Annotated in this window: 21 protein-coding genes and 2 pseudogenes; 9 read left to right on the top strand and 14 right to left on the bottom strand. The window is 71.4% G+C overall.

All coding sequences use genetic code 11. The annotated features are described in order from the left end of the window. Positions 1–35 precede the first annotated feature (35 nt). Complete coding sequence (locus tag ACU6WZ_RS02780; RefSeq protein WP_447031527.1) at positions 36–515, top strand: hypothetical protein; 480 nt, start codon at positions 36–38, stop codon at positions 513–515. Here the strand turns inward: ACU6WZ_RS02780 and ACU6WZ_RS02775 are convergent. Genes ACU6WZ_RS02775 through ACU6WZ_RS02755 form a run of 5 tightly spaced genes read right to left on the bottom strand, consistent with a single transcriptional unit; the run spans position 463 to position 4,039 of the window. Further along, positions 463–1,251, bottom strand: coding sequence for a 4'-phosphopantetheinyl transferase family protein (locus ACU6WZ_RS02775; RefSeq protein WP_447031526.1), 789 nt, complete (start codon positions 1,249–1,251; stop codon positions 463–465). The genes ACU6WZ_RS02780 and ACU6WZ_RS02775 overlap by 53 nt on opposite strands. Beyond that, positions 1,248–2,144 (bottom strand): cation:proton antiporter, encoded by an 897-nt coding sequence (locus tag ACU6WZ_RS02770; protein WP_447031525.1) that lies wholly within the window; start codon positions 2,142–2,144, stop codon positions 1,248–1,250. Before ACU6WZ_RS02770 ends, ACU6WZ_RS02775 begins: the two co-directional genes overlap by 4 nt. Beyond that, a complete protein-coding gene (locus ACU6WZ_RS02765; protein WP_447029501.1) occupies positions 2,125–3,519 on the bottom strand; it encodes an IS30 family transposase in 1,395 nt (464 codons plus the stop codon). The genes ACU6WZ_RS02770 and ACU6WZ_RS02765 overlap by 20 nt, the downstream gene beginning before the upstream one ends. Beyond that, positions 3,486–3,740 (bottom strand): hypothetical protein, encoded by a 255-nt coding sequence (locus ACU6WZ_RS02760; RefSeq protein ID WP_447031524.1) that lies wholly within the window; start codon positions 3,738–3,740, stop codon positions 3,486–3,488. The genes ACU6WZ_RS02765 and ACU6WZ_RS02760 overlap by 34 nt, the downstream gene beginning before the upstream one ends. Beyond that, a complete protein-coding gene (locus tag ACU6WZ_RS02755) occupies positions 3,731–4,039 on the bottom strand; it encodes a cation:proton antiporter domain-containing protein (protein ID WP_447031523.1) in 309 nt (102 codons plus the stop codon). Before ACU6WZ_RS02755 ends, ACU6WZ_RS02760 begins: the two co-directional genes overlap by 10 nt. A gap of 377 nt (positions 4,040–4,416) precedes the next feature. Between ACU6WZ_RS02755 and ACU6WZ_RS02750 the strand changes: the two genes are divergently transcribed. Next, on the top strand, positions 4,417–5,628 hold the full coding sequence (locus ACU6WZ_RS02750) for a Cmx/CmrA family chloramphenicol efflux MFS transporter (RefSeq protein WP_447031522.1): 1,212 nt from the start codon (positions 4,417–4,419) through the stop codon (positions 5,626–5,628). Positions 5,629–5,710: 82 nt separating this feature from the next. Here ACU6WZ_RS02750 and ACU6WZ_RS02745 read toward each other — a convergent pair whose 3' ends face one another. Next, positions 5,711–6,091 (bottom strand): 3-deoxy-7-phosphoheptulonate synthase, encoded by a 381-nt coding sequence (locus ACU6WZ_RS02745; RefSeq protein WP_447031521.1) that lies wholly within the window; start codon positions 6,089–6,091, stop codon positions 5,711–5,713. 229 nt (positions 6,092–6,320) lie between these two features. After that, on the bottom strand, positions 6,321–6,794 hold the full coding sequence (locus ACU6WZ_RS02740; protein ID WP_447033820.1) for a GNAT family N-acetyltransferase: 474 nt from the start codon (positions 6,792–6,794) through the stop codon (positions 6,321–6,323). Positions 6,795–6,885: 91 nt separating this feature from the next. Here ACU6WZ_RS02740 and ACU6WZ_RS02735 point away from each other — a divergent pair, with 91 nt between their 5' ends. Next, entirely contained in the window at positions 6,886–7,875 is a 990-nt protein-coding gene (locus tag ACU6WZ_RS02735; RefSeq protein WP_447031520.1) for a transposase family protein, read from the top strand. Here ACU6WZ_RS02735 and ACU6WZ_RS02730 read toward each other — a convergent pair. The 4 genes from ACU6WZ_RS02730 to ACU6WZ_RS02715 all read right to left on the bottom strand — a co-directional run bounded on the left by ACU6WZ_RS02730 (position 7,833) and on the right by ACU6WZ_RS02715 (position 11,705). Further along, the gene (locus ACU6WZ_RS02730) at positions 7,833–8,222 is read right to left on the bottom strand and encodes a hypothetical protein (RefSeq protein WP_447034341.1); all 390 of its coding nucleotides are present in this window, start codon (positions 8,220–8,222) and stop codon (positions 7,833–7,835) included. The genes ACU6WZ_RS02735 and ACU6WZ_RS02730 overlap by 43 nt on opposite strands. Continuing rightward, positions 8,156–8,602, bottom strand: a complete 447-nt coding sequence (locus tag ACU6WZ_RS02725; RefSeq protein WP_447031519.1) for a 3-deoxy-7-phosphoheptulonate synthase — start codon at positions 8,600–8,602, stop codon at positions 8,156–8,158. The genes ACU6WZ_RS02730 and ACU6WZ_RS02725 overlap by 67 nt, the downstream gene beginning before the upstream one ends. Before the next feature lie 32 nt (positions 8,603–8,634). Continuing rightward, positions 8,635–10,152 (bottom strand): protein phosphatase 2C domain-containing protein, encoded by a 1,518-nt coding sequence (locus tag ACU6WZ_RS02720; RefSeq protein WP_447031518.1) that lies wholly within the window; start codon positions 10,150–10,152, stop codon positions 8,635–8,637. 182 nt (positions 10,153–10,334) lie between these two features. Further along, a complete protein-coding gene (locus ACU6WZ_RS02715) occupies positions 10,335–11,705 on the bottom strand; it encodes an IS4 family transposase (protein WP_447030240.1) in 1,371 nt (456 codons plus the stop codon). Positions 11,706–12,048: 343 nt separating this feature from the next. On the opposite strand from ACU6WZ_RS02715, the gene ACU6WZ_RS02710 reads away from it, so the two are divergent. From ACU6WZ_RS02710 to ACU6WZ_RS02700, 3 genes are all read left to right on the top strand, one after another. Next, positions 12,049–13,047 carry a helix-turn-helix domain-containing protein gene (locus ACU6WZ_RS02710; protein ID WP_447031517.1) on the top strand — a complete coding sequence of 333 codons (999 nt, stop codon included), beginning with the start codon at positions 12,049–12,051 and terminating at the stop codon, positions 13,045–13,047. Between the two features lie 134 nt (positions 13,048–13,181). Next, a complete protein-coding gene (locus tag ACU6WZ_RS02705) occupies positions 13,182–13,664 on the top strand; it encodes a DUF456 domain-containing protein (protein WP_447031516.1) in 483 nt (160 codons plus the stop codon). A 52-nt stretch (positions 13,665–13,716) separates the two neighbouring features. Continuing rightward, positions 13,717–14,082, top strand: a complete 366-nt coding sequence (locus ACU6WZ_RS02700; RefSeq protein ID WP_447031515.1) for a PPOX class F420-dependent oxidoreductase — start codon at positions 13,717–13,719, stop codon at positions 14,080–14,082. A gap of 82 nt (positions 14,083–14,164) precedes the next feature. Here the strand turns inward: ACU6WZ_RS02700 and ACU6WZ_RS02695 are convergent, their stop codons facing one another. The 3 genes from ACU6WZ_RS02695 to ACU6WZ_RS02685 all read right to left on the bottom strand — a co-directional run bounded on the left by ACU6WZ_RS02695 (position 14,165) and on the right by ACU6WZ_RS02685 (position 18,055). Next, a complete protein-coding gene (locus tag ACU6WZ_RS02695) occupies positions 14,165–15,541 on the bottom strand; it encodes a DNA-3-methyladenine glycosylase 2 family protein (protein WP_447033819.1) in 1,377 nt (458 codons plus the stop codon). A gap of 281 nt (positions 15,542–15,822) precedes the next feature. Beyond that, a complete protein-coding gene (gene rsgA, locus ACU6WZ_RS02690; RefSeq protein ID WP_447033817.1) occupies positions 15,823–16,923 on the bottom strand; it encodes a ribosome small subunit-dependent GTPase A in 1,101 nt (366 codons plus the stop codon). A 292-nt stretch (positions 16,924–17,215) separates the two neighbouring features. Continuing rightward, positions 17,216–18,055, bottom strand: coding sequence for an alpha/beta fold hydrolase (locus tag ACU6WZ_RS02685; RefSeq protein ID WP_447031514.1), 840 nt, complete (start codon positions 18,053–18,055; stop codon positions 17,216–17,218). 140 nt (positions 18,056–18,195) lie between these two features. Here ACU6WZ_RS02685 and ACU6WZ_RS02680 point away from each other — a divergent pair. From ACU6WZ_RS02680 to ACU6WZ_RS02670, 3 genes and pseudogenes are all read left to right on the top strand, one after another. Further along, positions 18,196–19,119: pseudogene (locus tag ACU6WZ_RS02680) on the top strand (MMPL family transporter); the annotation flags it as partial. A 203-nt stretch (positions 19,120–19,322) separates the two neighbouring features. Beyond that, positions 19,323–20,666 carry an IS4 family transposase gene (locus ACU6WZ_RS02675; protein WP_447028847.1) on the top strand — a complete coding sequence of 448 codons (1,344 nt, stop codon included), beginning with the start codon at positions 19,323–19,325 and terminating at the stop codon, positions 20,664–20,666. A 21-nt stretch (positions 20,667–20,687) separates the two neighbouring features. Beyond that, positions 20,688–21,941, top strand: a pseudogene (locus ACU6WZ_RS02670) (MMPL family transporter); the annotation flags it as partial. Positions 21,942–22,081: the final 140 nt, after the last annotated feature.

Here is a 22,081-nt window from a genome sequence, read left to right as displayed (position 1 = left end):
GGGTCCGTCCGTCCACCACGGCGGAGGGACGCCGGGTGGCCGCCGAGGTGATCAGGCAGAACCCGGCAGCCTCGCTGCGGGAGATCGCCAGGCGGGCCGGGATCTCCGTGGGGACCGCCCGTGACGTGCGCTACCGGCTGGACCAGGGGCGGCCGGCGGTTCCGGGCAGCCGCCGGTCCGACGGTCCCGCGGGCACAGCTGATCCCACCGCCACCAGGCTGCCCGCACCGGACGAGGACCGTTCGGGTCGTGGAGCTGCGCCTGATCTCGCTCGCCGCATCACCCTCTTCCACGGACTCCGCAACGATCCCTCGCTGCGGCTGAGTGAGAGCGGACGGCTCGTCCTGCACCGACTGCACACGCAGCTGCGGACGACCGAGGAATGGAGGCGCCTCGCCCCCACCATCCCCCTGCACGGACGGAGCGCGGTGGCCGACATCCTGTCCGCCTGCGCCGATGACCTCAAGGGAATGGCTCAGGAGCTGCGTTGCGTCGAGGATTCCCTGACCGGTTAGCGCCTGCCGTACGCGGTGGTGGAGCCGGGCTCCCCCCGGGCGGAGGTCGGCCCCTATGGGCGGAGGCCGTGACCCTGTGGGCGACGGCGGTGACGACGAGCCGGCGGCCGACCCGCCACCGCCCGTGAAGGGTGTGGAGCGGTCGCCCCTCGTCGTCCTGTCCGGTCCGCAGGAGACGGGCGCGGAAGGTCTGCCGGTACGGGTCGAGGACCAGCTCCGCCTCGCGGAAGTCCAGCCAGGTCCCGGTCAGGGGGAACCACGCCTTGTACACGGACTCCTTCGCGCTGAAGAACAGCCGGTCCCAGTGGAGCGCGGGACGGGTGTGGCGCAGCGCCGTCAGGTGACCCCGCTCGGACGGTGACGCGATCCGGTGGAGAAGGCCCGGCGGCAGCGGCGCGTGGGGTTCGGCGTCGATGCCCAGGGCGGCGACGTCGATCCTCCGGGACACGGCGGCGGCACGGTAGCCGTCGCAGTGGGTCATCGAACCCACCACGCCCTCCGGCCAGGTCGGCGCACCCCTTTCCCCTGGGACCATCGGTCCGGCCGGCCGCCCGAGGGAGGTCAGGGCGAGCCGCGCGCAGTGCCGTACGGTGGCGAACTCCCGGCGCCGGCGGTCCACCGCTCGGCTCAGCACGGCCGCTTCCTCCGGGAAGATCCAGGCGTCCGGGACGTCGCCGAACTCCTCGGCGGTCAGGGCCGCTTCCGGCACCAGCCCGGTCAGGAGCGTGGGCATCATCGCTTCGCCTCCGACGGCTTCCCGCCCACGGGCCGGGCGGGCTCGGCGCGCCGTGCCGCCGACTCCCACTCCCCGGCCAGCTCCCGCAGATCCGCCTCGACCATCTGGCGCGGGTAAGCCCAGCGCAGCAGGGGCGCGGTCATGGCGGTGGTGACGAGGGCCATGACCACCATGAGCGAGTACAGGTCCGTGTCGAGCAGCCCCAGTTGCAGTCCCACGCCGAGGATGATGAGTTCGGTTAGACCGCGGGTGTTCATGAGGATGCCCAGCGTCGTCGCCGACCGCCCGGGCCGGCCCGCGGCCCGCGCTCCGAGGTAGGCGCCGCCGAACTTGCCGCCGATCGCCACGAGGAGGATCAGGCCCAGCTCGCCCAATCCGTTCCCGTCCACCGTGCTCAGGTCCACCTTCAGCCCGGCCACCGTGAAGTACGCCGGCAGCAGCATCCAGGTGATCGTCTCGAACCGGTCGACGACCGCCGCGCGCAGCCGCTCCGTGCCGTGGCGCGGCACGATCGCGCCGGCGAGGAACGCGCCGAAGATGAAGTGCAGCCCGAACCACTCGCTCAGCGCACCGGAGACGAGCAACAGCACCGTCAGCACACCGAGCGGCGCGGCGCCCGGCCCGCGCTCCCCGCCACCCGGCCCGCGCTCCCCGCTACCCGTTTCGCGCGGCTCCCGGGTGGCAAGGAACCTGCCGAGGAGCGGCCGTACCACTGCGATCATGACCACGGCGTACGGCAGGACCAGCAGCACCTGCCAGGAGCTCTGGCTCCCCATGAAGGTGAGGACGGCCGCGAGCAACAGCCAGGCGACGACGTCCCCGACGGCCGCGCTCGCCATCGCCAGCGCACCGACCCTGGTGTGCTGCTTGGGTTCAAGGAGTCGTCGCAACACTTCCGCTTTGTGTCGATAGTAGGTGACTGTCGAGAGTCTCGGCTGGGGTCCTCCAGCCAAGGGTCTTGCGAGGTCTGCTGTTAAGGGCGGCGGCGACGGCGGCGAGGTCTTCGCGGGTGTGCCTGCTGAGGTCGGTGCCCTTCGGGAAGTACTGCCGTAGCAGGCCGTTGGTATTCTCATTGGTTCCGCGCTGCCAGGGGCTGTGCGGGTCGGCGAAGTAGATCTCCAGACCTGTGTCGATGCGGAGCAGGGCGTGCTGCGCCAGTTCCGAACCCTGGTCCCAGGTAAGGGACTTGCGGAGCTGGGAGGGAAGGTCGACGATCACTTCCGCGAGGGCTGCACGTACGGCCTCGGCTCCGTGACCGGCAAGCGCGGGGCCGTTCTTGGTCCGTGGGCCGCCGTGGCCGGGCATCGGCGGCAGGTGCAACAGCATCGTGAACCTGCTGCTGCGTTCCACCAGGGTGCCGATCGCGGAGCTGTTCAGGCCGATGATGAGGTCGCCCTCCCAGTGACCGGGGACCGCCCGGTCCTCCACCTCAGCCGGCCGCTGACTGATCAGCACCTCCTCGGTGACGAATTTCTTCCCCCGGCCAGCGGTGCGGGCCCGGGGCACTCGTAGGGCTCGGCCGGTACGCAGGCAGGCGACGAGTTCACGCTTCAGCCCGCCGCGGCCCTGGACGTAGAGCGCCTGGTAGACCGCCTCGTGCGAGATACGCATGGACTCATCATCGGGGAAGTCGACCCTCAGCCGGTTGGATATCTGCTGTGGGCTCCACGATGTGGCCCAACGGCGGTCCTGACGCCTCGGCTTGTTCCGTCCCTTCCACCGCGATACCGCGGGCCCCGGCGCAGGTGCACCGTCCTGGTAGCGGATCTCTCCGGCCAGGCGGTCCTGGACGTACTCGTGCAGCCGCTCGTTGCCGGCCAGCTTGGACAGTTTCGGCCGCTGCGCGGCCAGTTCGGCCTTCCACTGCGCGATCGACGCCCGGTAGGCGAGCTGTCCATTGCGGGTGGCGGCGTTGCGCCGCAGTTCCCGCGAAATCGTCGAAGGGGTCCTGCCCAGCCTGCGGGCGATCTCCCGGACCCCGGCGTCCTGAGCCTTCAGCAGAGCGATCTCTTCACGCTCTTCGAAGGAGAGATACCTGCCCGACACCGGGCCAATCTGGATCGACGGCATCCCGCCACGTTCCCGGAACCACCGAGTTCCCACGGGCCCCGACACGCCGCACGCGATCGCCGCATCCTCACTGGTCAGCCCCTCAGCAATCTTCTTCCAGAAGACACGCTCCACATCCCGACGAATCGGCGGTCTGCCCGGCGATCGCATCGCCGGGCGCCCTGTTACCGCCGTCGTCCACCCAGTCGGCCGTCCCATCGGACACCTCCACGATCAAGGTGTTGCGACGACCGGTTGAATCCGCCCTGGATGCCCCGGTCAGTGAGGATGCGGGCCAGGACCGGGAAGGCCGTGATGGACATGGCCGCGCCGATGAACAGCACGAAGCCGAGCCGGTTGCCGACCGCGTGGTCGTTCCACAGCCACACCGCCAGCAGCACGCCGAGACCGAACGAGCAGACGATCGACCCTACGGACACCCGACCGCGGCACGCTTGTTCCCGCGCAGCAGCCGGTGGTCGAGCTCGAGTCCGACGAGGAACATGAACAGCGCGACGCCGAGGTTGCCGAGCGTGCTGAGCATCGGCCGGACGTCCGAGGGGAAGACCGCGTCCGAGAGGGCGCCGTGGAACAGCGTCGGACCGAGCAGGATGCCGGCGAGGATCTCGCCGAGGACGGCCGGCTGGCCGCACTGCCGTGCGAGGCGCCCGAGCACGTGCGCGAGCGCGAGGATCAGCGCCAGACCGACCATGATTATGGCCGTTTGGTGGGTGGTCACTAAACATTCCTTCTCTACAGGTCGGCGGGCCCGCGGCGGCGGTGCCGTACCCGGTCGGGGCCAGCGGAGAGGCCGGGGCGCCGGGGGTGTCCAATGCGTTAGACACGGCGATCCGGGCGTTGCTATGTTGAGAGGTATGTCGAGTCCTGAGGCGGAAAGAAGCGGGCCACCGGTGATCTGGTGGCTGATCGCGTAACCCTCTGACGACCCTGCTTTCTCCGGCCCCGTCGCCGAGCAGTGCGTCGCGCATCCGCCACGGATCAACCGCATCGCGGGATCACGCCCGGAGCTCTCTCCGGGACGTCTCCCACGCGACCGCATGACCTTCCGTCCATGCGCCGCGTCTCCCCTTTCTGCGATGTAGTTGGAGCTTCTTCATGCCATTCGCCATCTACGTTCTCGGGCTGGCCGTATTCGCCCAGGGAACGTCGGAATTCATGCTGTCCGGGCTGGTGGAGGACATGGCCGCCGACTTCGGCGTGTCCCTCCCGGCCGTCGGCTCGCTCACCTCGGCCTTCGCCGTCGGCATGATCGTCGGCGCACCGCTGGTCGCGATGCTCAGCCTGCGATGGCCGCGCCGCCGGGCGCTGCTCGCCTTCCTCATCACCTTCCTCCTCGCCCACGTCGTGGGCGCCCTCACCCACAGCTTCGAGGTCCTCTTCGTCACGCGGGTGATCGCCGCACTGGCCAACGCGGGCTTCCTCGCCGTCGGCCTCGCGACCGCGGCGAGCATGGCCGGACCCCAGGCCAAGGGCCGGGCGACCTCGGTGCTCCTGAGCGGAGTCACCCTCGCCTGCATCGCGGGTGTCCCCCTCGGCGCCGTACTGAGCGAGGTCTGGGGCTGGCGTTCGGCCTTCTGGGGTGTCGCGATCATCTCCACCCCCGCGGTCTTCGCGGTGCTGTGGTCCGTGCCGGCGACGCCCGTCGACCCCGCGGCTCCCAGCGTCCGCCACGAGCTGCGGGCGCTCCGCACGCCCCGGCTGATCATGACGCTCGTGCTCGGGGCGCTGGTCAACGGAGCGACGTTCTGCTCGTTCACGTACCTCACGCCCGTCATCACCAACGTGACGGATCTGAGCTCCGGGTGGGTGCCCGCCACGCTGGCGCTGTTCGGCATCGGGTCCTTCGTCGGGGTCAACGTGGGCGGCCGGCTGGCGGACAGCCGTCCCGGCCAGGTGCTGGCGGTCGGTGGTGCGGCGCTGCTGGCGGGCTGGCTGCTCTTCGCCCTCACGGCCGCGAACCCGGTCATGGCGCTGATCCTCGTCTTCGTCCAGGGGGTGCTCTCGTTCGGCGTGGGCTCCACGCTGATCGCGCAGGCCCTCTACACGGCCTCGGACGCCCCCACGCTGGGCGGCGGCTTCGCCACCGCCGCGCTGAACGTCGGCGCTGCTGCTGGACCCGCCCTGGGCGGTCTCGCCCTGGGCGCCAACCTCGGCTACCGCTCGCCGCTGGTGGTGAGCGCCGTGCTCGTCGCCACCGCCGTGGTCCTGGCGGGTGTGGCCCGGGCCACCGGCATCACCGGCGGCAAGGGCGACACCGGGGCCACGGAGAACCGTCCGGCCGAGCGTCCGGTGGAGGCCCGTTCCTGACCGCCGCTTTCCGTGTCCGGTGGCCCGTCCTTCTCGTGGGGACGGGCCACCGGCCGTATGCGCGGAGCGCACGGGACACACTTCAGAGCAGGGAGAGGAAATGGGAGACCATCTCCGCCGACTGCTCGGGGTTCAGATGCGGGTCGTACGTGGACCGGTAGTCCGTGAACCGCGGCGGCTCGTCCCGCTCCGACACGCATTCGGTGACCGGGTCCGGGGTTAGCTCCAGATGGAGACCCGCGGGCCACTGCCCATGCGCCCGCAGCGCCCGGGCGAAGGACGCGATCTCGCCGTGCCCGACGTCGACGAGCTTGGGGTTGCCGGTCGAGCCCGAGGTGAAGATGGAGTACGCGACGCGGGAACGGGTCGGCTCCTCGGGCGCGCCGCCCGCCCGCACCGGGTCGGTGGGCCAGCCCACGTCACCGGCGTGCAGGGCGCGGACGCCGGCCTTCTCGGCTCGCACCAGCGCCTCGCGGTCGAAGCAGACGAGGAGCGCCGCGTCCGCGAATCATCGCGAAACTGTCTCCGGCCTGTGAGAGTCGGCGGAGGGCAGCATGGGTTGTCTGCGGGCTCGCGAGACGCGGATCGTTGTCCGAAAACATAGTGCTGTTTTTGCCGCACGGGCTTGTCGGTCGTGATAAGGGCCTGGTGCGCGATAGGGGGCGGATCAGGCCGTAACGGGGTGGGGAAAATTATCCATCCAACCGCAGCACCAGCTCGTCGATCTCCGCTCCCCGCGCGTTCGCGAAGCCCCGGTCCTCGCCGACGACCTTGAAGCCGCGCTTCTCCAGGACCCGCACCGATCCGGTGTTGTCCGCCGCCGCCCGGGCGAGCAGCGGGCGTTCGGGGACCTCGGCGAGCAGCCCCCGCAGCGCCGCGGTCGCGATGCCCCGCCCCCAGTAGTAGCGATCGATGAAATACGTGACCTCCCGCTCGCCCGGCTCGCCGTACACGGCCGCGTGCCCGACCACATCGCCGTCCGCGAGCACGGTGCGGGTGACGATGTCGGGCGAGGCGAGGATGCGCTTCCAATGCGCGTCGAAGTGGGCCCGGTCCGTCGGGTCCTCGGCGGTGAAGGCGGCCATCCGATTCGACTCGGGGTCGCTCATGTGCCGGAAGAACACAGGCAGATCGCTGGGGTGCACGGGGCGCAGGGAGACATCTATGGAAGCCATGGGCCCGACCCTAACGACCTTGGGGGAAGGACGGGAGTGAGTCGGCCGTGACATGCAAAGGGCGTTACGGGTTGGGCGAGTTGTGAAGCTGACCTGGGCCCGTACGGCCTGTACCCATCCTGCCCTGTCCGGGGTCTCCCGCGCACATTTCGGGGAGTTGCTCGAAGAACTCGCCCCGCCCTGGGCGGCGGCCCGCGCGTCGGCCCTGCACGTGATGAGGGGCGGGCCCCGCAAGCGGGCCGAGGGTGCAGGACGCAAGCCGCGCCTGGTGTTCACCGACCGGCTCGCGGCCACCCTGGTCCACCTGCGGCTCGGGCTGCCACATGCCGCCCTGGCCGAGTTGTACGGGGTGGACCGCTCCACCGTCTCCGCCGCGATCCGCGAGGTCAGACCCTTGCTCGCCGCGCGGGGCTTCGCCATCCCCAACCGCCCCGGTCTGCGCATCCGCACCCTGGACGACCTGTTCGCCTACGCAGATGCCGAAGGCGTCGACATCCGGCTCGACGGCACGGAAGTCCAGGTCCGACGCCCGCGCGCGGGCCGCCCCGGACGCAAAGCCTTCGTCTCGGGCAAGAAGAAGCAGAACACGATCAAGACCACCACATTCAGCGACCACCAGGGCCGCACCCTGTTCTCCGGCGTCGTCCGCCCGGGCCGCATGCACGACCAGACCGCTGTGCGTACCGAGGGCATCGCCGAACAGTTCCGCCTCCACCCCTATGTGCACGCCGAGGTCGACTCCGGCTACCAGGGTCTGGCCAAGGAGTTCCCGTCCCAAGAACGGGTCTATACCTCCCATGAGTTGCTTCTCCTGCCCTACAAACGGCCGCTGGTGAGAAGGGGCGCGCACGGTACGTATGTGGTCCTGGGCGACCACCAGCCGGAGCGGGCCGTCGCAGGCGCCCGGCTGACGTACCGGGACTACAAGATCTGGCGCCTGACTCCCGGCAAGACCTTCGACTTCAGGAACCGCCCGGTGTGCGGCTACTACCTGCGCAGCGTCGTCGACGGGAGAGCCGACGCCAACCTCTACTCGGGCACCCCGGCGAGCACCTGTACCGCGTCGAACTGACCGGAGATCCGCGTCTGTTCCGTGCCACTGCTCAGGGGTCCGTGCCGCTGCTCACGGGCCGGCGTTTCGAACTGGTCGCTTACGACCTTGGGGAAAATTGAGGTCGGGTCGTGTTGGTCTGGCGGTTCGGCTGGTGGGTGATTCAGCAGGCCGTCGCGCGAACGGGCACGAGTTCGGTGCTCGTGAGGCGACGGGTCGTGGGGGCCGTCGGGGTCGCCGGAGGACGCGGTCGCCCTGAGCCGGTCCTTGAACCCGGAGGGCGTTCCGGGGCGGCTGACGTTCATCGTGCGCTTCGGCGCGAAGGACGTGTGGCGCGAGGCGCGCAGGCGGCAGTCATCGGCCCGCATCGCAGGTCAGCGCTCCGCCGAAGAAGCCGGCCCAGGACGCTCCCGACGGCGACAAGCGTGCCTGGTGTAGCGCTGAAGCGGATGCCACTGCTTGTACTCGGCGTTGGTGTGTTCGACCACTGCTTCAGCCCGTTGCCGTGCATGGGGTCACAGAGCCAGACGACCGGTGCGCCGTGGCGGGCGACCGCTTCGACGACCGGCGGCAGGAGCCGGTCCACGGATAGCCGGCCAGCAGCACGCGGGCGACTTTCCGCTCGGCGGGGCTGAGGTCGCCCAGGCGCTGCCCCCGCAGGCGTCGTACACGACCGAGCTGTTCGGAACGGTCGACGGCTCCTCCGCCTACGCCACCGGGGACGTCCGGACGCGGAGTCGCAGGGCATCGGGAGCCCGCTCCGTATCGTGGGGGAGGTCGTCAGGCCTCCCAGACCGCCACCGCCGTCCGGTCGTCGGCGTATCCCTTCACCCGGAGACTGATGTCGGTGAGGTACTCGGCGAGGCCGGGCGCCTCGGCGGGTGCCCAGCGTTCGGCCAGCTCCTCGGCGAGGGCGGGCTCGCCGCGCAGCGGGTCGGCGAGCCCGCCGCCGCACAGCAGGAGCGTGTCGCCGGGGCGGGCCACGGAGGCCCGGAAGCGGAAGGGGTCGGTGCGGGCCGGGACGTTGGGCAGGTACGGCGAAGGGGGCGCCGTAAGCCCGAGATCCATGGTGAGCCGATCGCCCTCGGGGGTCTCGGACGGGGCGGACGACGCCGACAGCGTGGAGCCGAAGCCGACGACGGGCGCTGCGGTGGCGGCGCCGGGATCGAAGACGAGGGGTTCCAGGTCCTGCCAGACTCCCGCGCGCAGCCGGAAGAGGCCGCCCGCGCCGATTCCGAAGAACACCCTGTTCCTGCACCGGGGGTCGGCGGACAGCAGGAGGCAGCGCAGTCCGACCGTGTACTCCTCAGGTTCCAGGCCGAGTTCGCCCGCGCGGGCGCGCAGGTTGCCGTAGGCCCGGTCGGTGAGACGGTGCAGGCCGGATTTGAGATCTCCCCTGCGGGCCCCCCTTATGTCGTCGGCCAGCCGTGCGTGACTGCGGCCGACGGCTTCGCCGATCCAGCGGCAGGCCTCGGAGGCGGCCGGATGCGCGCTCTCGGCGGCGCGGGCTCCGCCGGCGATCGCCACCAGGACGAGTGCTTCGTCGCCGCGCCCGAAGCGGGCGGTGAGCAGGGCGTCGCGGCGGGGTTCGCCGCGGAAGCGGGCGGAGTCCCCGCGCAGGGAGGCGGCGCGCAGCGTGTACGTGCCGTACTGCGCGCCGTCGAGCACGGTGTCGGCGGCGAGTTCACCGAGCGCGCGGGGGTCGGCGACCGGCAGGGCGGTGGGCTCGGCGTCGTAGGTGGGCGGGCCTCCCCCGACGAAGCCGGCGCGGGGCGGCTCCGCGCCGGCCGGGTGCGGGGGCGTTGCGACGGCGCTGGCGTGGGGCGCGGGCCGGGGGGCCGTGGGGTGGGCCGCTTCGGCGGGGGCCGGGTGGAGAGGTTCCGCGGGGGCTGCGTCCCAGGCCTCGGGGGGCGCCGTTGCGCCAGCGCCGGCGGTGCTCTCCGGGGGGTGGTGGGGGGCGGGGGCGACCTCGGGCTGCCATGCCTCCGGGGGTGCGTCGTCCGGCGACGGCAACCGGCCCTGGTCGCACCGGCTCGGCGGCGCCGGGGGAACCTCGGGCGGCTCCCAGGGGGCGCGCTGCCGCTCGGGCGGGGCTGGGGGCGGGGGGTGAGCGGGCTGACGGTCTTGGGGCCGTGGTGTGGGGGGCCGGTGCGGGTGGTGGTCCAGCGGCGCCGGGTCGGGATCAACTTCCCGCGGCGGCACGCCTTTTGACGACTCCTGGGTGGCCTCGTCGCCGTACAGGCGATTCCACCACTGGTCCTCTTCCCTGGCGGCGTGCCCGTCCCCCTGCTGGCTCATGCCCCTATTGTCCACTGCGGGGGCCCCGCGAGAACGGGGCATCGCGAAAAAGAAGTCCGCCGGGCGACCCCACCCCCCACGGGAAGGACGCCCGGCGGACGGTCTGCGGCGCGCGCACGTCGTCCCGCGCGCGCCGACTGCCCGGCACCACCTACGGCCCAATGCCGGGAAGCTTGGCTTGATCATCTCGTGTGGCTGTCGGGCTCCGCGGTGGTCGGCGGGGTTGTGTCGAGTGGGATGATTTCGATCCCGTATCCGGTGATTTTTGTGCTGCGGCTGGCCGGCCCGGCGGGTTTCGAGGGGAAGATGGAGCTGGGGCGTTTCACGGTCCGGGGGCAGACCCGCAGGCGTCGCTCGGCCGATCGCAGGTTCGCCAGCAGCGACGTGGTCATCTCGGCGAGGTGGGTGCCGATCCGCGCCGTGGTGCGGATCACGGTGTCCCGGGCGACGGTCAGGGCGACAGTGAAGGAGAGCCGGTCGGCATCGAGCCCGTGGCCGGCGGCGGTGGAACTGATCGTGCGGCGGATCGCCTGGTGGGTGACGAGATACGCCCAGATCTCCTGGTTGACCAGCGCGGGTGTCTTCGATCTCAGGACGGCGCGTGCCCCGCGCTGAGTGATCTTCAAGTCCCGGAATTCGAGCTCGGATTCCCACCGCTGGGAATACAGTGCGGCCAGTTCACCGGCGGGGAAGGCCGCAGGGTCGAGCAAGGTGGTGATGAGCCGGTAGGGCTCATGGCGTCGTGACCCGTCGGCGGCCTCGATGACGACCACCATCTCGATCACCCGGATCCGTACCGACCGGGGCCGCCCCGCCAGGGCTTTCGTGATGTTCTTGTGCGCGTGCCGGGTCGCGAGCCAGGAGCCGTCGGGCAGGACCTCGTCGGGGACCAGCCGCACCGCCGCCGAGATCCGCCACAACAGATCCGCCCCGCCGGCGGCGGCATCGACCCACAGCAGCCAGCCCGGGAATCCCCGGTCGGCCAGGACCAGCATCCCGGGGCGCATCCGGTCCAGCAGGCGCCGTGTCAGGTCCTGCTCACAGACCCGGCGGATGTCGAACGCCACCCCGAGCAGCGCCCGGGTCCCGCACTCGATCAGCGCGACCAGGCGGACCTGGGGGAACGCGGCGATCCGCCGCTGATTGCGGGTCCGGCCGAACACCGCGTTCACCGCGGTGTCGGCGACCTCGAGAAACGTGCCGTCCACCGAGGCCAGCCGAAGCCCCCGCCAGAACACCCCCGGCATCGCGACCGTGCCGACCGGCCCGGCGATCCGCTCGAACAGTAACCGGAACGGCTCCGGGCCCAGCGTGACGCGGCGCTGCCGCAGCGCCGAGGAGGAGACCAGCTGGCCCCGCGCGGCCAGCCGCGCCGTCCCACCGGCCAGCTTCGACAGCACCGACCGGTAGCCGTCTCTCGGGAACAGCGTCAACGCGAGCACGAAGAACACACACGTCACCGCGCAGAGTTTGCCGTCACTACGCCGGTCCCCGCGGCCGGAAGCCGCCAGCACATCCGTGACCATCCGCCGTGTCACAACCTGGCGCAACACACCCAGCTGCCCCGTCTGTCCCGCGCTCGCACGCGACGACCCCTCTATGCCAGACTCCCCAGACAACGAAGCTCCTGTTCCGAACAAGTCGATCGTGGTAGATCGCTCGTTCTACAGGAGCTTCGCTGCATCCAGCGCCCGCACACGAGATGATCAAGCCAAGCTTCCCGGCATTGACCTACGGCCCCCGTTGGTGCTGCGGTGGCGCCACATTGACAGAGTGACGCGTGGGGCGGGGAGGATGCGCGCGGCGGGTTTACGCCGTGGCCGCTTTCCGCCACGGACCGTCGGGCAGGATCAGGGGAGCAGAGCGGAATCGATGCGTCCGGGGAGGGGCTCAGAGATGCTGGGAGCCATAGGTCTCGACAAGGCACAGGAGTCGGCGTACCGCGTACTCGTCGCGCTGGGGGCCGCGGAGGTCCCCGATCTCGCGCACCGGCTGACGCTGCCGGAGGCCGATACGGAACGTGCGCTGCGCCGCCTGGAGCGGCAGGGGCTCGCCGCGCAGTCGTCGGCCCGCACCGGACGCTGGGTGGCGGCGCCGCCGGGGGTAGCACTGGGCGCGCTGCTCACCCAGCAGCGGCACGAGCTGGAGCAGGCGGAGCTGACGGCGGCGCTGCTCGCCGAGGAGTACCGGGCGGAGGCGGCCGAGCCCGCCGTGCACGATCTGGTCGAGGTCGTCACCGGCGCGAGCGCCGTGGCGCACCGCTTCGTACAGCTTCAGCTCGGGGCGACGGAGGAGGTGTGCGCGCTGGTGACGGGCAACCCGGTCGTGATCACCGGGACGGAGAACGAGGCGGAGGAGCGGGCGGCGTCGCGCGGCGTGACGTACCGGGTGGTGATCGAACGTGAGGTACTGGCGCTGCCCGCCGGGCTCGTCGAACTGTGCGCGGCGCTGGGGCGCAACGAGGAGGTCCGAGTGGTCGAGACGGTGCCGACGAAGCTGGTGGTGGCGGACCGGACGACCGCGATGGTGCCGCTGACGGCGCGCGGCGCGGAGCCGGCGGCGCTGGTGGTGCACGCGAGCGGACTGCTGGAGTCGCTGACGGGGCTCTTCGAAGCGGTGTGGCGGGACGCGCGGCCGCTGCGGCTCGGGGTCGGGGCGCGCGGGGAGGCCGGGGCGGTGTCGGAGGCGCCGACGGCGGCTCCCGACGCGATGGACCTGCAGGTGCTGTCGCTGCTGCTCGCGGGGATGACCGACGCGAGCGTCGCCAAGCAGCTGGACCTGGGTCTGCGGACGGTACAGCGGCGGGTGAAGGGGCTCATGGAGCTGGCGGGGGTGACGACGCGGCTGCAACTGGGGTGGCACGCCTACGAGCGGGGCTGGGTGGCCAGGAGCTGACGCGCGGGGCCCGACGCCGGCCGGCTGTTGCAGCGAGCGGGAACGGCGTGGGCCGGACGCTGCCTGGCTGTCGCGGGGAGTGGCCCTGACCGGCCCCGTCTGCGGGAACGGTTCTGGTCCCGCACGCTGGAAGGATGGGAGCCTGGCAGCTCGTCCTGGTCGGCCTGGTGATGCTGCTCGGTCTACTCGGCGTGCTGGTGCAGGGTGTGCCGGGGCAGGCCATCGTCTGGGCCGCTGCGGCGTGGTGGGCGCTCGAGGAGAAGTCCGGGCTCGCCTGGTTCGTACTCATGGGTGCGACCGCCGTACTGCTGCTCAACCAGGCGCTCAAGCCGCTCCTCCCCGCCCGCCGCCCCCAGGAGTCGGGCGCCCCGCCCCGGACCCTGGTCACGGGCGGGGTCGCCGGGATCGCGGGGTTCTTCCTGCTGCCGGTCGTGGGCGGCGTCGCCGGGTTCGTCGGCGGGATCTACGCGGTGGAGCGAATACGGCTCGGCAGCCACGGCGGTGGCCGGGCCTCCACGCGTACGGTCATGCGGGCCGTGGGGACTCCCGTGCTCGTGGAGCTGTACGCGTGCCTGCTGGTCGTCGGCACCTGGGTGGGCACGCTGATCTGGGGCTGAGCCAGGATCTCTCGGGCCGCGCGCGGCCGGCCCGGTGTGTGAGGCTGACCGCATGACCGCATTCAGCGAGGCAGAGCGCGCGTACCTCAAGTCCCAGCGCCTGGGCCGGATGGCGACTGTGGATCCCACCGGCCAGCCGCAGGCCAACCCGGTCGGATTCTTCCCGCAGGACGACGGGACGATACTGATCGGCGGCTTCTCCCTCGGCGCGACGAAGAAGTGGCGCAATCTCCAGGCGAATCCGAAGGTCGCGCTGGTGATCGACGACATCGTGAGCGTACGGCCGTGGGCGGTGCGCGGGGTGGAGGTCCGCGGCGAGGCCGAGCTGCTGACCGGGCCGCACGACCTGGGTCCGCACTTCAGCGAGGAACTGATCAGGATCCATCCGCAAAAGATCCACAGCTGGGGTCTGGACTGACTGGGCCTGACTGGACCTGACTGGGCCTGACTGGGCCTGACTGGGCCTGACTGGGCCTGACTGGGCCTGACTGGACGGGCCGCTACGGCGTGACGGCGTCGGCCGTCCAGAGGTGGCGCGCGGCGTACGACCGCCACGGTCGTGTCCCCTCGGCGTCGGCGTCCGGCGCCACGTCCGGGTCGCCGAGCGCGCGCATGCGGATCAGGGCGGCCGTGCGCGCTGTGACGCCGGGCAGCGCGAGCAGGGCCCGCTCGGCCTCGTCGCGGTCGGCGCCGGGGTCGAGCCGGACGGCGCCGTCCGCGAGTGCGGCCGCCAGCGCGCGCAGCGCCGGGTCGTCGGCGCCGGTGAGGGCCCCCGCCTCGGGGAAGACATGGGTGAGGGCGCCGCAGGGCTGGTCGAGGGCCTTCCCGTACGCCCCGACCAGGTGCGCGGCCGCCTCCCGGCCCACCAGCGCCCGTACCGCGAACTCGTCGGGGTCTGCCGCACCGGGCGAGCGCAGTCCGGGGCGGGCGGAGACCAGTGGGGCGAGTGAGGGGTCGGCGGCGAGCCGCCCATCGACGGCGTACGGGTCGGCGTCCAGGTCGAACAGCCGGCGCAGCCGCTGCACTGCGGTGGTGAGGTCGCGCAGGTCGGTGAGGTGGATCCGCGCGTCGAGCCAACCGCCGACGAGCGGCGCCGCGGCCTCGTCGACGGAGACGATGCCGGTGCCGCAGGGCAGGCGCAGCGTGCGGCGGTAGGTGCGGGCGCCGGGCTCGCCGGTCGTCTCCTCGACACACGGGACGGCCTCGGCCGCGAGCAGGTCGAAGACGTCGCGGGCGGCGTACGGCCCCCGGTAGGCGAGCCGCAGGGGAATCCCGGCGGCGAGGGCGGGGCCGGCCGGGGCGGGGGCGGGAACCTTCCTGGTGGCGGACTCCTCGCGCAGCAGGCTGGGGGTGCGGGCGTAGATCTGGCGGATGGTGTCGTTGAACTGCCGCACGCTCGCGAAGCCGGCGGCGAACGCGATCTCGGTGACCGGCAGCCCCGTGGTCTGGAGCAGCACCCTGGCGGTGTGCGCGCGCTGGGCACGGGCGAGCGCGACGGGGCCGGCGCCGAGCTCCGCGGTGAGCTGGCGCTGGACCTGACGGGTGCTGTAGCCGAGCCGCCCGGCGAGCCCGGGTACGCCTTCGCGGTCCACGATGCCGTCGCCGATCATCCGCATCGCCCGGCCCACGACGTCGGCGCGCGCGTTCCAGTCGGCGGAACCGGGAACGGCGTCGGGCCGGCAGCGGCGGCAGGCCCGGAAGCCGTTGCCCTGGGCGGCGGCGGCTGTGGGGTAGAAGCGGACGTTCTTGCGTCTGGGAGTGACGGCGGGGCAGCTCGGGCGGCAGTAGATGCCGGTGGTGGTGACGGCGAAGAAGAACTCGCCGTCGAAGCGGGCGTCGCGGCTGGTCACCGCCTCGTATTTGCTGTCCTCGTCCATCACGGGATCCAGTGTGCGGGAGTGTGGGGCGGGGGGCTCGCGGGATTCGGACACGGTTGTCCTGGGCCACGGTTGTCCTGGGCGGGGTGGTGCGCGGGCGCCCTGCGCTGCTGTCCCCTTACGGCCTGGTGCGCGATAGGGGGCGGATCGCCGCCCGGGCCCGTCCCCTACCGCGCAGGCCGTTACCCGCCTACCCGTCCCACCCCCTGCCCGCCCCACCCCTGCCCGTCCCACGCGGCGGAGCCGCCAATGTCACAGCGGGTTTCCGGGGCGGCCCCCCGCTAACGCCGGCCCGTGTCGCCGCGCTTGGCGCGCATGTTGGCACGGCCCTGCGCGGACTTCAGGCGCCACTCGCGGCCGATCTCCGCCCGCAGTCTGGCGTCGGTCTTGGCGACGATGCGCCGGTTCTCCCGCAGCAGCTTGCGGTAGCTGTCCAGCCGCCGCTCGGGCAGCGAACCCTCCTCCAGAGCGGCCCGCACCGCGCAGCCCGGCTCCGACTCGTGGGCGCAGTCGTGGAACCGGCAGTCCGCGGCCAGTTCCTCGATCTCGGCGAAGACCTGCCCGACACCGGCCTCGGCGTCCCACAGTCCCACTCCGCGCAGTCCGGGCGTATCGATGAGCACTCCCCCGCCGGGCAGGGCCAGCAGGTTGCGTGTGGTGGTGGTGTGCCGGCCCTTGCCGTCGACCTCACGGGTGGCCTGCACGTCCATCACGTCCTCGCCGAGCAGGGCGTTGGCCAACGTCGACTTTCCCGCACCGGACACGCCGAGCAGCACACTCGTGCCGCCGGAGACGACGGCGGCCAGCACGTCGATGCCGTCACCCGTCGCGGAACTGACCGGCAGCACCTGCACACCGGGCGCTGCCATCCGCACGTCGTCGACGAGGTACGAGAGCCCGGTGGCGTCCGGCACCAGGTCGGACTTGGCGAGGACGACCAGCGGCTGGGCCCCGGACTCCCAGGCCAGGGCGAGGAAGCGTTCGATCCGCCCGAGGTCCAGTTCGACGGCGAGCGAGACCGCGATGATCGCGTGGTCGACGTTGGCCGCGAGGATCTGCCCCTCGGAGCGGGTGGAAGAGGTGGAGCGTACGAAGGCGGTACGGCGCGGCAAGTACGCCCGTACGAACTGCGGGTCGCCGGCCGGATCGACGGCGGCCCAGTCGCCGGTGCAGATGACCCGCAGCGGATCGTGCGGCGTCACATAGGTGGTGTCGGCCCGGACAAGGCCCTCGGCGGTGAGGACGTCGCACTGGCCGCGGTCGACCCGTACGACCCGGCCGGGCAACAGGCCCTGCGCGGCGTACGGGGCGAACTCGGCATCCCAGGCACCGTCCCAGCCGCAGGAGGCGAGGGCGTGCTGGGCGTGGTGGGTGTGGAGCATGTCGGACAAGGGGAACCCTTCGAAGGGTGGCCCCGGCGGCGCGCCGGCTCTTGCGAGCGACGCGCGGAGGTCGAGTGGGTGTCAGCCGGAGACCACAGGGGTGGAAACGATGATGAACTCCTGAATGCGGGCAGCGCCCGTCGCCGTGGCAGTCATCAATGTCCTCACCTCCTGCTTCCTCTACGGACTTGCTCCGGGCACGGCGTGAGGCCGTGTCCCGGTACGGCAGAACGATATCGCCGTCCCGGGGCCGGCGGCCAGCCGTTTTTCCGGGGCGCTTCCAGCGGTTCTCTCAGCGCGCCAGGAACGCGAGAAGGGCCTGGTTGAACTGGTCCGCGTGAGTCACGTTCAGGCCGTGCGGCGCGCCCTCGATGAGGGCCAGGGTGCTCTGCGGGAGCGCCGCGTGGGTGCGTTTGCCGCTGACCTCGAAGGGGACGATGGCGTCGGAGTCCCCGTGGATGATCAGCGCGGGTACGTCCACCTTGGCCAGGTCGTCACGGAAGTCGGTGCGGGCGAACGCCTTGACGCAGTCCAGCGTGCCCTTCGGTGAAGCCTGCACGGCCAGGCCGACGTTGTACGTGTGCTGGGGGGCGCTGACGAGGTCGGTGCGGTCGCCGACCTGGAAGAAGTTGGTGACGAAGCCGTCCACGAAGGCCGCCCGGTCCTCGCGCACGCCGGCCTCGAACTGGCCGATGGTGGCGTCGTCGAGGCCTCCGTCAGGGTTGTCGCCGGACTTGTAGAGGTAGGGCGGCACGGCGGCGGCGAACACGACCTGCTTGACCCTGCCGGTTCCGTGCGTGCCGATGTAGCGGGCGACTTCGCCGCCGCCCATGGAGAATCCGACCAAGGTGACGTCGCTGAGGTCGAGTTGCACCAGCAGGGCGCCGAGATCGTCGGCCATCGTGTCGTAGTCGTAGCCGTCCCAGGGCTGGGACGACTGGCCGAACCCCCGCCGGTCGTAGGCGACGACCCGGTGGCCCGCCTCGACCAGCGGTGCGATCTGGCTCTCCCAGGAGCGGGCGCTGAGCGGCCAGCCGTGGATGAGGACGACGGGGCGGCCGGTGCCGTAGTCCTCGTAATGGATCTTCACGGCGGCGTCACGCGAGGGGGTGTTCACTTCGATGCTGGGCATGGATGCGGTGTCCCTTCCTTTGCTCCTTGATACCCCGCTTGAACATCGTGCGCGCGACAGCTCGGTCTTGACCGAGGCATCGAAGTGCTTCAATCATTGAGATTGTTCAACATTGAGGTATTTTCGGATACGGAGCTTTCATGTTTCCCGCCACGAAATGGGCGCGCTGGCTCGTCCCTGTCGTCCTTCTGGTCGTCTGGCTGGGGATCGGTGGCACCACCGGTCCGTACGCCGGCAAACTCGGCGAGGTCGCGACCAACGACCAGGCCGCGTTTCTGCCACAGAACGCGGAATCGACCAAGGTCATCGGCGCTCAGCGGGACTTCCGCCAGAAGGAGACGCTGCCGGCGATCGTCGTCTGGACGGCGGGCGGCGAAGGCGCCGGGGGCGGCCGGATCGGCGAGGAGCAGCAGGCGGCAGCCACCCGCGCCCTCGCTTCGCTCGGCGGCTCCCCGGGCCTGACCGGCCAGGTGTCGCCCGCGCTGCCGTCCAAGGACGGCGCGGCCCTGCAGGGTGTTGTACAGCTGCGGCCCGACCTCGGCGAAGAGCTGCCTGCCACGCTCGAACGTATCGAGAAGGCCGCCTCGGATGTCCCCGGTACGACCGCCGAGATCGCGGGCCCGGCGGCGAGCCAGGCCGATCTGTCCGATGCGTTCGCGGGCATCGACGGTCTGCTGCTGGTGGTCGCCCTCGTCACCGTGCTGTCGATCCTGCTGCTCGTCTACCGCAGTGTGCTGCTGCCGCTGGTGATCATCATTGGCGCGGTGTTCGCGCTGGGGCTCGCCTGCGCGATCGTCTACGCCCTCGCCGACCGCGACATCGTGCGCGTCGACGGCCAGGTGCAGGGCATCCTGTCGATCCTCGTCATCGGCGCCGCCACCGACTACGCGCTGCTGCTGACCGCCCGCTTCCGGGAGGAACTCGCGGTGGCCGCCGACCGGGTGGAGGCCATGCGGGCCGCCCTGCGGCGCTCCTTCGGTCCCATCACCGCGAGCGGTGCGACCGTCGCCCTCGGCCTGCTCGCGCTCCTGTTCAGCGACCTCACGAACAACCAGGCTCTGGGGCAATGCCGGGAAGCTTGGCTTGATCATCTCGTGTGCGGGCGCTGGATGCAGCGAAGCTCCTGTAGAACGAGCGATCTACCACGATCGACTTGTTCGGAACAGGAGCTTCGTTGTCTGGGGAGTCTGGCATAGAGGGGTCGTCGCGTGCGAGCGCGGGACAGACGGGGCAGCTGGGTGTGTTGCGCCAGGTTGTGACACGGCGGATGGTCACGGATGTGCTGGCGGCTTCCGGCCGCGGGGACCGGCGTAGTGACGGCAAACTCTGCGCGGTGACGTGTGTGTTCTTCGTGCTCGCGTTGACGCTGTTCCCGAGAGACGGCTACCGGTCGGTGCTGTCGAAGCTGGCCGGTGGGACGGCGCGGCTGGCCGCGCGGGGCCAGCTGGTCTCCTCCTCGGCGCTGCGGCAGCGCCGCGTCACGCTGGGCCCGGAGCCGTTCCGGTTACTGTTCGAGCGGATCGCCGGGCCGGTCGGCACGGTCGCGATGCCGGGGGTGTTCTGGCGGGGGCTTCGGCTGGCCTCGGTGGACGGCACGTTTCTCGAGGTCGCCGACACCGCGGTGAACGCGGTGTTCGGCCGGACCCGCAATCAGCGGCGGATCGCCGCGTTCCCCCAGGTCCGCCTGGTCGCGCTGATCGAGTGCGGGACCCGGGCGCTGCTCGGGGTGGCGTTCGACATCCGCCGGGTCTGTGAGCAGGACCTGACACGGCGCCTGCTGGACCGGATGCGCCCCGGGATGCTGGTCCTGGCCGACCGGGGATTCCCGGGCTGGCTGCTGTGGGTCGATGCCGCCGCCGGCGGGGCGGATCTGTTGTGGCGGATCTCGGCGGCGGTGCGGCTGGTCCCCGACGAGGTCCTGCCCGACGGCTCCTGGCTCGCGACCCGGCACGCGCACAAGAACATCACGAAAGCCCTGGCGGGGCGGCCCCGGTCGGTACGGATCCGGGTGATCGAGATGGTGGTCGTCATCGAGGCCGCCGACGGGTCACGACGCCATGAGCCCTACCGGCTCATCACCACCTTGCTCGACCCTGCGGCCTTCCCCGCCGGTGAACTGGCCGCACTGTATTCCCAGCGGTGGGAATCCGAGCTCGAATTCCGGGACTTGAAGATCACTCAGCGCGGGGCACGCGCCGTCCTGAGATCGAAGACACCCGCGCTGGTCAACCAGGAGATCTGGGCGTATCTCGTCACCCACCAGGCGATCCGCCGCACGATCAGTTCCACCGCCGCCGGCCACGGGCTCGATGCCGACCGGCTCTCCTTCACTGTCGCCCTGACCGTCGCCCGGGACACCGTGATCCGCACCACGGCGCGGATCGGCACCCACCTCGCCGAGATGACCACGTCGCTGCTGGCGAACCTGCGATCGGCCGAGCGACGCCTGCGGGTCTGCCCCCGGACCGTGAAACGCCCCAGCTCCATCTTCCCCTCGAAACCCGCCGGGCCGGCCAGCCGCAGCACAAAAATCACCGGATACGGGATCGAAATCATCCCACTCGACACAACCCCGCCGACCACCGCGGAGCCCGACAGCCACACGAGATGATCAAGCCAAGCTTCCCGGCATTGGGCTCTGGGGCCGGTCGGCGCCATCGGCATCGTCTGCGCGGTGTTGAGCACGCTGACGTTCCTGCCCGCCGTGCTGCTGCTGCTCGGAAGGGCCGCCTACTGGCCGGCCAAGCCCAAGTCCGCCGACGAGAAGTCCGGCGGCCACGGCATCTGGACCAGGATCGCCTCTCTGGTGGACCGCCGGCCCCGCCAGGTCTGGGCCGGCACGCTGGTCGCGCTGGTGGCGTGCGCCGCGTTCGCGCCCACCCTCAGCTCCAAGGGCGTGCCGCTGGACGAGATCTTCGTCAACGACGCCCCGTCCGTCGCCGCCCAGGAGACGCTGAGCGAGCACTTCCCCGGCGGTTCGGGCAACCCGGCCGTGGTGATCGCCGACGCCGGCCGGCTGAAGCACGTGACGGCTGCCGTCGAGGGCACCGAAGGGGTCTCAGCGGCAGCCCCCGCGACCGCGTCCGGACGACCCGGCGGCGGTGAGCCCCTGGTCGTCGACGGGCGGGGGCGCATCGACGCCACCCTGTCGGACACCGCGGACAGTGACGCCGCCAAGGAGACCGTGGCCCGGCTGCGCGAGGCCGTGCACGCGGTCCCGGGCTCGGACGGCGTGGTGGGCGGCTACACGGCGCAGCAGTACGACATCCAGAAGACCGCCGAACGCGACCGCATGATCATCGTGCCGGTGGTGCTGGCGATCATCCTGGTCATCCTCATCGGGCTGCTCCGCTCGCTGCTGATGCCGGTGCTGCTCGTCGCGACGGTCGCCCTGAACTTCCTGGCCACCCTGGGGGTTTCGGCGCTGGTCTTCCAGAACCTGCTCGGCTTCAGCGGCACCGACTCCTCCGTCCCGCTGTACGGCTTCGTGTTTCTGGTCGCCCTCGGTGTGGACTACAACATCTTCCTGATGTCGCGGGTCCGCGAGGAGTCGCTGCGCCACGGCACCCGTCAGGGTGTGCTGCGCGGCCTCACCGCCACCGGCGGCGTCATCACCTCGGCCGGTGTCGTCCTCGCGGCGACCTTCGCCGCCCTGGGGGTCATTCCACTGGCCTTCCTGGTGCAGATCGCCTTCATCGTCGCCTTCGGTGTGCTGCTCGACACGCTGGTCGTGCGCTCGCTGCTCGTCCCCGCACTGGTACGCGACATCGGCCGCAGGGCGTGGTGGCCCGGGGCGCTCAGCCGTGAGCGGGAAAAGGCGGAGGGACGGCCGACAGACCCCCCTTCCACCACACGTGGCGACCGGGCAGCGGCAGGCAGGCCGTGATGGACTGGGCCATGGACGGGGCTTCCAGCGGCCCCAGGGAGGCGTGAACCGCTCGGACCCATCGGCAAAGTGCTCATCGCTGCATCCGGCTGGCGTGCCCGAACGGAATGACGTGAGACGCCACGCCCGTCGAACGCGAC

The organism is Streptomyces hypolithicus, from assembly GCF_052934925.1.
Note: the sequence above shows the minus strand (reverse complement) of the source record. Positions and strands in the feature narration are given on the sequence as shown.